General features: G+C 67.3%; 9 protein-coding genes. 5 read left to right on the plus strand and 4 right to left on the minus strand.

The genetic code is table 11. The features are described from left to right. Nucleotides 1–13 precede the first annotated feature (13 nt). Nucleotides 14–1288: a YihY family inner membrane protein gene (locus tag MNO14_RS03755; protein WP_241945450.1), complete on the plus strand. Its 1275-nt coding sequence runs from the start codon at nt 14–16 to the stop codon at nt 1286–1288. Beyond that, nucleotides 1285–1839 (plus strand): TlpA disulfide reductase family protein, encoded by a 555-nt coding sequence (locus tag MNO14_RS03760; protein ID WP_343226411.1) that lies wholly within the window; start codon nt 1285–1287, stop codon nt 1837–1839. Before MNO14_RS03755 ends, MNO14_RS03760 begins: the two co-directional genes overlap by 4 nt. A 39-nt stretch (nt 1840–1878) precedes the next feature. Here MNO14_RS03760 and MNO14_RS03765 read toward each other — a convergent pair whose 3' ends face one another. Continuing rightward, entirely contained in the window at nt 1879–3294 is a 1416-nt protein-coding gene (locus tag MNO14_RS03765) for a serine hydrolase domain-containing protein (RefSeq protein ID WP_241945451.1), read from the minus strand. Between the two features lie 93 nt (nt 3295–3387). Between MNO14_RS03765 and MNO14_RS03770 the strand changes: the two genes are divergently transcribed. Further along, on the plus strand, nt 3388–3669 hold the full coding sequence (locus tag MNO14_RS03770; protein ID WP_241945452.1) for a LemA family protein: 282 nt from the start codon (nt 3388–3390) through the stop codon (nt 3667–3669). 14 nt (nt 3670–3683) lie between these two features. On the opposite strand, the gene MNO14_RS03775 is transcribed toward MNO14_RS03770, so the two are convergent. Next, nucleotides 3684–5279 (minus strand): GMC family oxidoreductase N-terminal domain-containing protein, encoded by a 1596-nt coding sequence (locus tag MNO14_RS03775; RefSeq protein WP_241945453.1) that lies wholly within the window; start codon nt 5277–5279, stop codon nt 3684–3686. 116 nt (nt 5280–5395) lie between these two features. Here MNO14_RS03775 and MNO14_RS03780 point away from each other — a divergent pair, with 116 nt between their 5' ends. Continuing rightward, nucleotides 5396–6742 carry an MFS transporter gene (locus MNO14_RS03780; RefSeq protein WP_241945454.1) on the plus strand — a complete coding sequence of 449 codons (1347 nt, stop codon included), beginning with the start codon at nt 5396–5398 and terminating at the stop codon, nt 6740–6742. Between the two features lie 150 nt (nt 6743–6892). Here the strand turns inward: MNO14_RS03780 and MNO14_RS03785 are convergent, their stop codons facing one another. After that, nucleotides 6893–9376 carry an acyl-CoA dehydrogenase gene (locus MNO14_RS03785; protein ID WP_241945455.1) on the minus strand — a complete coding sequence of 828 codons (2484 nt, stop codon included), beginning with the start codon at nt 9374–9376 and terminating at the stop codon, nt 6893–6895. A gap of 180 nt (nt 9377–9556) precedes the next feature. On the opposite strand from MNO14_RS03785, the gene MNO14_RS03790 reads away from it, so the two are divergent. Beyond that, on the plus strand, nt 9557–10177 hold the full coding sequence (locus MNO14_RS03790; protein ID WP_241945456.1) for a TetR/AcrR family transcriptional regulator: 621 nt from the start codon (nt 9557–9559) through the stop codon (nt 10175–10177). 205 nt (nt 10178–10382) lie between these two features. On the opposite strand, the gene MNO14_RS03795 is transcribed toward MNO14_RS03790, so the two are convergent. Further along, nucleotides 10383–11069: a putative 2OG-Fe(II) oxygenase gene (locus tag MNO14_RS03795; protein ID WP_241945457.1), complete on the minus strand. Its 687-nt coding sequence runs from the start codon at nt 11067–11069 to the stop codon at nt 10383–10385. Nucleotides 11070–11338: the final 269 nt, after the last annotated feature.

Consider the following 11338-nt stretch of genomic DNA (forward strand, 5'->3'; position numbering starts at 1 on the left):
CTACGCTGCGTCGATGGAACCGCTCGATACCCTGAGCCGCTGGAGCGAGCGCGTCACCGACCGCGCACGGGCGCTGTCGTTCGCGCGTTTTCTGTGGCGGCGCTTTCTCGACGACCGCCTGTTCGAGGCCGCTGGCGCGCTGGCGTTCACGACCGTGTTCGCGCTGGTGCCGCTGTCGATGGTCGTGTTCGGTGTGCTGACCGCGTTCCCCGCATTCGGCCAATGGCGCGACCAGCTCAGCGACTACATCTTCTCCAACTTCGTGCCCAGCAGCGCCCGCGCCGTGGAAGCGGTGCTGCTGCAGCTGTCGGCCAACACCGGCCAGCTGACGACCATCGGCGTCGTGGCACTGGTGATCTCGGTGCTGGTCACCCTGCTCAGCGTCGAGGGCACCTTCAACCGGATCTGGCGGGTGAAGTCGGCGCGGCCGACGGTCGGCCGTTTCCTGGTGTACTGGACCGTGCTCACACTCGGCGCGCTGATCGCGACCGCGAGCCTGGCGGTGTCGGCGCGGTTCTTCGCGCTGGAGATCTTCAGCACCGATTCGGGGCGCTGGCTGCGCGGCGCGATGCTGTGGGCGGCGCCGATGCTGATCGAACTGGTCGCGTTCGCGACGATCTTCCGGGTCGTCCCGCATCGCACCGTGCAATGGCGGCACGCGTTTGCCGGCGCCGCGCTGTCGGTGCTGCTGTCGGAACTGGTGAAGTGGGGCATCGGCCTGTATCTGGGCAGCTTCAGCGCCTACGAGAAGATCTACGGCCAGATCGCGTTTCTGCCGATCTTCCTGCTGTGGGTGTACCTGGGCTGGGTCGCGATCCTGCTCGGGGCCTCGTTCGCCTCCTCGATCTCGGCCTTCCGGTACCAGCCGGCGCACCTGCGCCTGCCGCGCGGCTATGAGCTCTACGGTCTGCTGCGCATGCTCGGCCGCTTCGCCGAGGCGCGACCGGCCGGACGCGGCCTGCAAAGCGACGAGATCCAGGCGCTGGAGCCGATGCTGACCGACACGCTGGTCCAGCAGATGCTCGCGCAATTGGAGGAGATCCAACTGCTGCGCCGTGCCGAGACCGGCGAGTGGCTGCTGGCCCGCGATCTGGAGGGCCTGAGCCTGGCCGAGCTCTACGAAGCCTGCCATCTGCGCATCCCGATCGAGGAAGCGCTTCTGCCGTGCCGTGACGACCGCCTGGGCGTCGCCGCGTCGGCCGCCCTCGACGATCTGCGCGTGCCCCTGCGCGACCTGCTCAAGCGCCGGGTCGCCAACGTCTATGCCCCACCGGAGACTTCTGCATGATCCGCCGCCTCGTTCCCTGCCTCGCCCTTGCCGTCGCCCTCGTCGCCTGTCAGCGCGGTGAGGACGCCGCCGCCCCGGTCGATGACCGCGCCACGGCCACACCTGCCGGCGACACGGCGCCGGCATCGTCGCGCGAGCATCCGGCGCTGCGGGTCGAGACGATCGACGGCGGCACCTTCGATCTGGCCGACCATCGTGGGCAATGGGTCGTCGTCAATTTCTGGGCCACCTGGTGCGCGCCGTGCCTGAAGGAGATGCCCGAGCTGTCCGCGCTCGATGCGATGCGCGAGCATGTGCAGGTGGTGGGGCTGGCCTACGAGGACACCACCGCCGAGGACCTGCGCACGTTCCTCGAGGCGCGTCCTGTGGTCTACCCGATCGCAATCGTCGACACCTTCGAGCCACCGGCCGATTTCGAGACGCCCAAGGGCCTGCCGATGACCTACCTCATCGGGCCCGACGGTCGGGTGGTCGAGAAGATCCTCGGACCGGTCACCGCGGCGCGCCTCGAGGCGTTGATCGCCCAGGCGGGCGGGCCCGCGGCCGGCTGAGCGGCGATCAAAGCCCGGTACGCGCCGGGCCTGTCGACCTCATTCCGGGGTGGCGGCGGCGCGGTGCGTGGTGCTGCCACCGCTCGGCGTGTGCGTCGGCGCGTGGCTGCGCTGGGCGTGCAGCAGCTCGATGTTCGGATTGACGTCGAGCCAGCGTTGCGGCGGCAGGCCGATGGCGCGGTCGAGAATCGTCGGCATCAGCCCGGACGGCAGGCTGCTCTCGCTGTTCCACAGCACGACGATGCCCAGGTCGCGCTCGGGCATCATCGCCATCAGACCGCGGTAACCCTGGACGGCGCCGCCGTGGAAGACCACGCGCTCGCCCGAGTAGTCGAAGACGCGCCAGCCCAGCCCGTAGCCGGCCGCCTCGAGCCGGTCGCGGCGCCAGGACGAATTGCGCATCTCGGGTGGGGTGCCGACGATCGGCGCCTGTAGCGTCGCCAGCAGCGGCGCCGGCAGCACGTCGGGGCGGTGCCCGGTCTGGCCGAGCATCCACTGGGCCATGTCGGCGATGCTGGCGTTGACGCCGGCCGCCGGTGCGAGCCGGTAGTAGGTCGGCTTGGGCATCAACGAGGTCCAGCCGCCGCCGGCTCGCACATGCGGCTTGGCCCAGCGCGGGCTGGCCTGGATGCCCTCCAAGCCATAGCTGGCGTCGTTCATGCCCAGTGGCTTGAAGATCCGCCGCGATACTGCCTCGCTGTAAAACTGGCCGGACGTCGCGAAGACGACGTCGCCGATCAGGCTGAATGCGACATTCTGGTAGGCGTAGCAGTTGCCGGGCTGGCAGGTCATCGGCGCGGCCGAGAGCCGCTGCACCAGATCGTGATAGTCGGCGTTGCGCTCGATGTCGCGGTCGTAGGTGTTGCGGCCCAGGCCGACGCGATGGCTGAGCACGTCGGCGACGGTGAGTTGCTGGGCGGCTGAAGGATCGGAGAAGCGCAGCGACGGCATGTAATCGACCACATGGCTGTCCCAGCGCAGCGCGCCCTCGGACACCAGCAGGCCGGTGATAGTGCCGGCGAAAGATTTCGACAGCGAGGCGAGCCGGAATACGGTATGCGCATCGACCGGCTCGGCCGACTTGACGTCGGTGATGCCGTAGCCTCGGGCACTGAGCACCTGACCGTTGTGGACGATCGCCATCGCCAGGCCGGGCACGCGCTGGTTGGCGACCAGGTCCTGCGCCATCGCCTCGAACAGCGCGACATCGAATCCGCTTGCCAGCGGCTTGGGCTGGCGCACCGGCATCAACGGCTCGGGCTTGACCGCGTCCTCGCGGCTGCGCGCTATGGGACGCTCGCTTAGCGGCACCACCGAAGCGACCTCGGCGATGTCGTCGGCGGCCTCGCTCTCGGCAGGCGGACTCTGCGCGGCCGACCCGAGCGCGGCGGGCAGCAACAGACCGATCAGGCCGAGCCGGGCCAGGGGGCGACGAGCTGGATGTCGGCGTTTCATCGGGCCTTCCCCTGCGTATGCATCCGGCAATGCGGCGATCATATAGCGCTCCCGCTCCGTTTTGCATGAACAAGGGGAGGTTTGATGGGTAGCATGCTGATCCTGCTCGTTTTTGTTGGTGTGATCGTTGTGCTCGTCCTGTGGGGCGTGGGGATCTACAACGGGCCGATCACTGCCCGCAACGCCTATCGCAACGCGTGCTCGCAGATCGATGTGCAACTCCAGCGTCGCTTCGACCTGTGTCCCAACCTTGTGGAGACCGCCAAGGACTATCTGCAGCATGAGCGGCAGACGCTCGAGGCGGTTGCTGCCGCACGCGGGGCCGCGCAGGCCGCGCTCGAGCCGGCGCCCGACCGGCTGCTTGGCGCAGCGTGATCAGGTCTGCCGGATCAGGCCTGCTGGATCAAGGCGGCGGCGCGTTCGGCGAGCATGATCACCGGTGCGTTGAGCTCGCCGCCGGGCAGCGTCGGCATGACCGAGGCATCGACAACACGCAAGCCGTCGACCCCGCGGACCCGCAGTCGCGGATCGACGACGGCCTGCGCGTCGCTGCCCATGCGGCAGGTGCCGGCCGCGCGATGGACCGACTCGGCCTGGTCGCGCACGAACGCGGCGAGGTCGGCATCCGAGGCGTCCTCGCCCGGCGGCAGCGGCGCGTTGCGGATGCCATCGAAGGCGGCCTGCGCCAGAATCGTGCGCGCGATGCGGGCGCATTCGAACAGCATCCGCAGATCGAAACCCGCCGGATCGCTGAGGTAGCCGGGGTCGATCCGCGGCCGGTCGGAGATCCGGTTGCCGGTCAGGCGCACGTCGCCGCGACTGCGCGGCCGCAGGATGCAGGCGCGCAGGCTGCAGCCCGCACCGAGCGATCGCGCGTCGTGCACATCGAGGTGCGCCGGCGCGAAGTGGAACTGGATGTCGGCACGGTCGTCGCCGGCGAGCGGCGAGCGGAAGAACCCGCCCGCCTCGAGCCCATTGCTGGTCCCCGCGCCACGCCGGCCGCGCACGAAGTAGTCCCAGGCCATCGCCGCCTCGCGCATGCGGCCACCGCGCGGAGGCGTCTTGCTCTTGAGCGCGATGCGGATGCCGAGGGCATCCTGCAGGTGGCGCCCGACGTCCGGCGCGTCGTGCACCACCGGCAGCCCATGCCGACGCAGCGCCATCGCCGGGCCGATGCCAGAGAGCATCAGCAGTTGCGGCGAGTTGACCGCGCCGCCGCACAGCAGCACCTCGCGCGTTGCAGGTTGGTGGAACGCACCGCGTGCGCTCGCGTAGACCACGCCGGTCGCGCGGCCGTGCTCGAACGTCACCCGGTTGACCCGCGCCCCGGTCACGATCGTGAGGTTGGGCCGCGTCCTGGTCGCACGGTCGAGATACGCGGTCGCCGCCGAGCAGCGTGCGCCATCGCGCTGGGTCACCTGGTACAGGCCCACGCCGTGCTGCGCCGGGCCGTTGAAATCGGCATTGGCCGGCAGCCCGGCCTGCCGCGCCGCCTCGATGAACCTCCGCGTGCGCGGGTCGACATGGCGCAGGTCGGAGACCGTCAGCGGACCGTCGCCGCCGTGCAATGGATCGTGGCCGCGGACATTGCCTTCGGCTTGCCGGAACCACGGCAGCACGTCGCGCCAGGCCCAGCCCTCGGCGCCGTGGGCGGCCCAGTCGTCATAATCGGCCGGGGCGCCGCGGGTGTAGCACATCGCGTCGATCGCGCTCGAACCGCCCAGCACCCGACCGTGCGGCCACCGTAGGGTGCGTCCGGCGAGCTGTGGCTGCGGCGCGGTGGTGTCGTCCCAGGTCATGCCACGTCCGCGGAGTTTGCCCGCCGCCGCGGGCATGCGCAGGAACGGGTGGGTGTCGTTCGGACCGGCCTCGAGCAGCAGCACCCGGACCTGCGGGTCGGCGCTGAGCCGATGCGCGAGCACGCAGCCGGCGGAGCCGGCGCCGACGATGATGTAGTCGTAGACAGGCGGAGGCGTTGGAGGCATCGGATGCGAGGGCAGTGCGGGCCGACAAGGATAGGCGTGCGCCGTGTCCGACGCTGGCGGCGGCCCGGGGCATCGGCTAACGTGCGCGTCGACAGCCGCCTCCTGCACGTGTCCCGATGACCGACGTTGACGCCGATGCTCCCCACGGGCGCGGCCAGTTCCGGCGTGCGCTGCGCGAGTCGCCGCCGCTGTGGTGGGCGCTGCTGTACTTCTTCTGCCTGCTGTGCGGCTACTACGTGCTGCGCCCGGTGCGCGATGCGATGGGCGCCTCGACCGACGCGGTGGCCGTCTTTCCGGGCTTCATGCTCGACTGGACCTCAGCGCGCGGTATCGCACTGGGCGAGTTCACGCTGCAGGTGCTGTTCACCGGCACGTTCTTCGTGATGCTGGTGCTGCAGCCGCTCTACGGCGCACTGGTCTCGCGCTTTCCCAGGCGGATCTTCCTGCCGGTGGTCTACCTGATCTTCATCGCGTGTCTCATGGCGTTCCGGTGGGCGTTCGACAGCGCCTTGCCCGGGCGTGGCGCGTTGTTCTTCATCTGGATCGCGGTGTTCAACCTGTTCGCGGTCAGCGTGTTCTGGAGCTTCATGGCCGATGTCTTCGATGATGCGCACGCCAAACGCTATTACGGTTACATCGGCGCCGGCGGGACGATCGGCGCATTCATCGGGCCCTTGATCACGACGTTGCTGGTCGGACACCTCGGGGTGCAGGCCCTGCCGCTGATCAGCGCGGGCTTTCTGGCGGTCTGCTTGCTGTGCATCCTTAAGTTGCGGGCCTGGGCGCGCCGCAACGAAGCGCACCGCGCCGCGCAGGACGAGCGCGCGATCGGCGGCTCGATCTGGGCCGGGCTCAAGCTGATCATCCGCGATCCGCTGTTGCGCGGGTTGGCGCTGCTGATGTTCTTCGGAGTCGGCGTCGGCACGCTGCTCTACAACGAACAGGCGGCGATCGTGCGCGCGTCGTATGCGACCGCCGAGGCGGCCACGCGCTATTACTCGACGATCGACTGGGCCGTGAACGGACTGACGATCGTCGTCCAGTTGCTGCTCACGCGCTGGTTGCTGCGTCGTTACGGCGTGGCGCCGCTGCTGCTGCTACCGGCTTGCGCGATCCTGGTCGGCTTCTCGCTGCTCGCGGCCTCGCCGTACCCGCTGCTGGTGGCGGTGGTCCAGGTCGTGACCCGGGCCAGCGAGTTCTCGCTGTCGAAGCCGGCGCGCGAGACGCTCTACACCCGGGTGGACCGGGAATCGCGCTACAAGGCCAAGGCGGTCATCGACACCGCGGTCTATCGCGGCGGCGATGTCACTTTCGTGTGGGTGCACAAGGCGCTGGCGGCGTTCGGGTCGAAGATCGTGTTCCTGGCCGGCATCGGCATTGCGCTGGGCATGCTGGCCGGCGCCTGGCGCGTGGTCCGTGCCGAGCGCCGGCTGCCCGATCGCGGACGCGAACCGGTCGTCTAGCTGGATCTGCGTAGGCTGTGCACGCCGCAGGCGACGAGCAGAGCGGCGTCGAAAGCCGGCGAGCTGTTCGATCGCAGGCAGGGCGCCAGAGACAAGAACGGGCACGGCCTGCAGGAGGACCGTGCCCACTTGGGTTCGCAGATCGCTGCCTCAGGCCGCTTCGCGGGACCCGTCTTCTCGGCGTCGTGCGACCAAGTCGCGATAGCCGGCCGAGCGCAGCTCCTCGGGGTCGAAGTCGTCGACGGTGATCGCGTCGAGCGTCAGCGCGCGCAGCTCCTCGAGCAGCGCACGTTCCTCGCTGCTGATGTGGCCCTCGCGCACTGCCTCGTCCAACTGGGCGTCGTAGTCCAGCGCCTCGATGCCCTTGCTCTTGAGCGCCTTGAGGAACTTGCGCTCCACCGGCTCGGCCGCGACCGCCTTGGCGAGGTAGCTGGCGATGCGACCACCGGGATTGCGCTCGGTCGGCTGCAGGAACACGCCATCGGCCAGGCGCTCGCGCGCATCGTTGAGGCTCATCAGCAATGCCGCCACACGGTGCCCCAGGCGGTCGCCGGGTGCCTCGGCACGGCGGCCGAGCGGGAAGATCAGCGCCCACATCAGCCAGCCGACCGGACGGATCGGGAAGTTGCGCAGCGCCGCCGACAGCGCGGTCTCGATCTTGTGCACGCTGTCGTGGAACGCCCACGCCAGCAGCGGCTTGTCCGCTTCGGGGGCGCCCTCGTCGTGATAGCGCTTGAGAATCGCGCTGGTCATGTAGATGTGGCTGAGCACGTCGCCGAGCCGGCCCGACAGGGACTCCTTGAACTTCAACTTGCCGCCGAGCATCAGCATCGACACGTCGGCCATCAGTGCGAGATTGGCCGAGTAACGGTCGAGCTTGCGGAAGTAGCGTCGGGTGTAGGCATCACCGGGGGCCGCACCGATGCGCGCACCGGTCAGGCCGAACCAGAACGAACGCACCGCGTTGGAGATCGCAAAGCCGATGTGGCCGAACAAACTGCGGTCGAACGCCTCCAGGCCGGCCGCGGTATCGGGGTCCTGCGCGGCCTTCATCTCCTTCATGACCCACGGATGGCACAGGATCGCACCCTGGCCGAAGATCAACAGGCTGCGCGTCATGATGTTCGCGCCCTCGACGGTGATCGCGATCGGCGCGGCCTGCCAGTTGCGGCCAGCGAAGTTGCGCGGTCCCAGGATGATGCCCTTGCCGCCGATCACGTCCATGACGTCGCTGATGACCTCGCGGCTCATCGTCGTGCAGTGGTACTTGGCGATCGCCGACGGCACCGACGGCACATCGCCACGGTCCACCGCGGCTGCGGTGGCCTGCGACAACGCGCTGATCGCATAGGCTTTGGCACCGATGCGCGCCAGTGCTTCCTCGACCCCCTCGAAGCGCCCGACCGACAGCCCGAACTGCTTGCGGATGCGCGCATAAGCACCGGTGATCACCGCGCCGGCCTTGGCGCCGCCACTGGCCGTCGACGGCAGCGTGATCGAGCGCCCGACTGCCAGGCACTCGTTGAGCATGTTCCAACCCTTGCCGGCCATCTCGGCGCCGCCGATCAACTGGCTCAGCGGAATGAACACGTCCTTGCCGCGGATCGGGCCGTTCTGGAACGGCGAGTTGAGCGGGAAATGGCGGCGGCCGATCTCGACCCCGGGGGTGTCGCGCGGCAGCAGCGCCAGCGTGATGCCGATGTCCTGGTTGTCGCCGATCAGACCTTCAGGGTCGTACATGCGGAAGGCCAGGCCGATGAGTGTCGCGACCGGGGCCAGCGTGATGTAGCGCTTGTCGAACGTTAGCCGCACACCAAGCACGTTGGCGCCGTTCCACTCGCCTTTGCAGACGATGCCGTAGTCGGGGATTGAGGTCGCGTCCGAGCCCGCGAACGGCCCGGTCAGGCCGAAGCAGGGCACTTCCTGGCCGACCGCCAGGCGCGGCAGGTAGTAGTCCTTCTGCTCCTGGGTGCCGTAGTGGTTGAGCAACTCGCCCGGACCGAGCGAGTTCGGCACGCCGACCGTGGAGCTGACCACGCTCGAGACCGACGCCAGCTTTTGGATGACCTTGTGGTGCGCGAGCGCCGAAAAGCCCAGGCCGCCGTAGGCCTTGGGGATGATCATCCCGAAGAAGCGGTTCTCCTTGATGTAGGTCCACAACTCCGGCGGCAGGTCGGCATAGACATGCGTCAGCTCCCAGTCGTCGACCATCGCACACAGCGTCTCGACCGGCCCATCGAGGAAGGCCTGCTCCTCGGCCGTCAGTTGCGGCTTGGGGTAGTTCAGCAGGATGTTCCAGTCCGGATCGCCGGTGAAAAGTTCGCCCTCGAAACCGACCGAACCGGTTTCCAGCGCGATGCGCTCGGTCTTCGACAGCGGCGGCAACACCTTGCGGAAGAACGTCAGCAAAGGCGCTGTGATCAGCGCCTTGCGTACCGGTGCGATCAGCAGCGGCACCGCGATCAGCGCGACGACGACGGCTGCGATGACGGTCGCGGTGGCATTGGCGCCGAGCAGCCAGCAGGCCAGCAACAACGTAATAGTGATCGCGGCCCAGTAGGCGAGCCGCAGCCGGTGGTAGGCGGCGAACGCGCCGGCAAGGAGGAAGGCGAGGAAGGGGATCGCAACGCTCATCATGGACTCCGACAATCGGCATGGCAGGCAGGAAGGCGACGGATGACGTCGCCCGGTGGGCCGATCTTGACCGTACGGTCGAGTATGGTAACGCGAGCGACCGAAGTCAATGCTGCGCCGCGGCGCGTCTTCGCAGCGTCGATACTGTTGCCGACGCAGGCGTATGGATAGACTGTCGCGATGAGCAGATCCGCTTCATCGCCCGCCGCGGGCACCGCCCGGACCGGCACCGCCGCGACCGAACGCCAGGGACGCCTGAGCGCCGACGACTGGGCCCAGGCGGCGCTGGACCTGATCGCCGAAGCCGGCGTGCAGGCCGTCGCCGTCGAACCTCTGGCCCGCCGCCTCGGCGTGACCAAGGGCAGCTTCTACTGGCACTTCCCGTCCCGTGACGCCTTGCTGCAGGCCGCCCTCGAGCGCTGGGAGAACGTCGAGCAGGAAGCGCTGTTCGGCGCGCTCGAATCGATGCCCGACGCGCGCGAGCGCCTGCGCGCGCTGTTCCACATGGTCGCGCGCGAGTACAAATCGCACGTCATCTACAGCGCGCTGCTCAAAGCGCAGGACCACGCCACGGTGCAGCCGGTCATCGAGCGCGTGTCCAAGCGTCGCCTCGACTATCTGACCGCGTCCTTCCGCCAGGCCGGACTTGGCCGCGAGGACGCCCAGCACCGCGCGCGCCTCACCTACGCCGCCTATGTCGGCTTTCTGCAGCTAAACCTGCAACTGCACCAGGCCCGCATGCAGCAGGAGGAATTCGACGCCTACGTTGAGCACCTGGCGAGGACGTTGGTGCCGAGGTGAGGGGAGCGTGCCGGCCGCCCATTGGGTCGCTTGGTGCGTACATGTGACCCATCGGCAGCCTATGCGCCGATCATCGGAAGGCTGAGCGTCACTCACGACGCTTCAACGGAAGGGTCATCAACGCCGAATTTTCAGTCTGCTCCGTACTGCGGCAGAGAGCAGTTCATAAGATCCAGCTTGAGCGCGACTCGGCGCCTTCTGCAATCTATAACCCGACTGGTGCTTTGGGAGGCTCGACACCTAGCAACTTGAATCGTGTGTTGAACGCAACCGTAATCCGCAGTCCTTCGCCAACAGGATCGAATGGCGTGACTTCGTGGAGCAGCCACGACGGGAATAGAACGAGTTGCCCTGGCTGCAGCCGAATTGGAATGCCACCCAACTGATAGGGCGGTTTCAGCTTGTGCGAAGTCATGTCTACGAACATTGTGTTCGATGCATAAGGGCTAATGAACGTCAAACGTCCGCTATCCGGATTGTCTTCGTCCCCTTCTTGGCATACGCAATACACACCCGACCAAGAGTGCATCGGGTGGTTGTGAACGCCGAAGTATCCGCCTTTGTGAGTGACGTGGAACCAGGATTCATGGGCGATGTGTAGTCGACGAAGCGTGGAAAGGTCGTAGTCGTTGAGTTTTCCGATCGCCTGGTAAAGATTGGCCCAACAGAAGTCCCGCAAGGCCACGACGGCGGGATTGCGCCACTCAAACAGCGTGAACTGGCTTTCAAACAGGGCGCTATTGCGATGCGTGAACGGCTCCGGATTTGCGTATTTGTCACCTTGGGACATGCAGCCGACAAAGAAACTACGCAATGCTGCGTTCAGTTCGCTGCAGTCATCCAAATGGACAGAAATGATGGGAACCGCAAATGCAGTGATAATCGAAGACATGCGTAGGCCGTGTCGAGTGGGGGCGTGTTCAGAATGGCGACAAGGCGACTCAAGGAACACCTGTCAGGCGGACAGAACAATGTCGATAATGATGGTGATGGCAAGTCTGGGCAGTCATTCGGGCTTGCGATGGTTATACGCGACCGGGCTGCGAGTGAACTGAAGCGATGATCATCCACGAACCTATTAGGACCGTGTTGGTCTGCTTGTTATATCGCACAGTTCGACCTTAGCTTGGTCCGGAGGAGCGTTGACGCTGTTGCGTCGAC

The sequence above is a fragment of the Luteimonas sp. S4-F44 genome, assembly GCF_022637415.1.
In the GTDB taxonomy this organism is placed as follows: Bacteria; Pseudomonadota; Gammaproteobacteria; order Xanthomonadales; family Xanthomonadaceae; genus Luteimonas.

What these genes read in the sequence shown, in the direction of transcription:
- MNO14_RS03755 (WP_241945450.1), top strand. Translation starts at nt 14, where the DNA reads ATGGAACCGCTCGATACCCTGAGCCGCTGGAGCGAGCGCGTCACCGAC.
- MNO14_RS03760 (WP_343226411.1), top strand. Translation starts at nt 1,285, where the DNA reads ATGATCCGCCGCCTCGTTCCCTGCCTCGCCCTTGCCGTCGCCCTCGTC.
- MNO14_RS03765 (WP_241945451.1), bottom strand. Translation starts at nt 3,294, where the DNA reads ATGAAACGCCGACATCCAGCTCGTCGCCCCCTGGCCCGGCTCGGCCTG.
- MNO14_RS03770 (WP_241945452.1), top strand. Translation starts at nt 3,388, where the DNA reads ATGCTGATCCTGCTCGTTTTTGTTGGTGTGATCGTTGTGCTCGTCCTG.
- MNO14_RS03775 (WP_241945453.1), bottom strand. Translation starts at nt 5,279, where the DNA reads ATGCCTCCAACGCCTCCGCCTGTCTACGACTACATCATCGTCGGCGCC.
- MNO14_RS03780 (WP_241945454.1), top strand. Translation starts at nt 5,396, where the DNA reads ATGACCGACGTTGACGCCGATGCTCCCCACGGGCGCGGCCAGTTCCGG.
- MNO14_RS03785 (WP_241945455.1), bottom strand. Translation starts at nt 9,376, where the DNA reads ATGAGCGTTGCGATCCCCTTCCTCGCCTTCCTCCTTGCCGGCGCGTTC.
- MNO14_RS03790 (WP_241945456.1), top strand. Translation starts at nt 9,557, where the DNA reads ATGAGCAGATCCGCTTCATCGCCCGCCGCGGGCACCGCCCGGACCGGC.
- MNO14_RS03795 (WP_241945457.1), bottom strand. Translation starts at nt 11,069, where the DNA reads ATGTCTTCGATTATCACTGCATTTGCGGTTCCCATCATTTCTGTCCAT.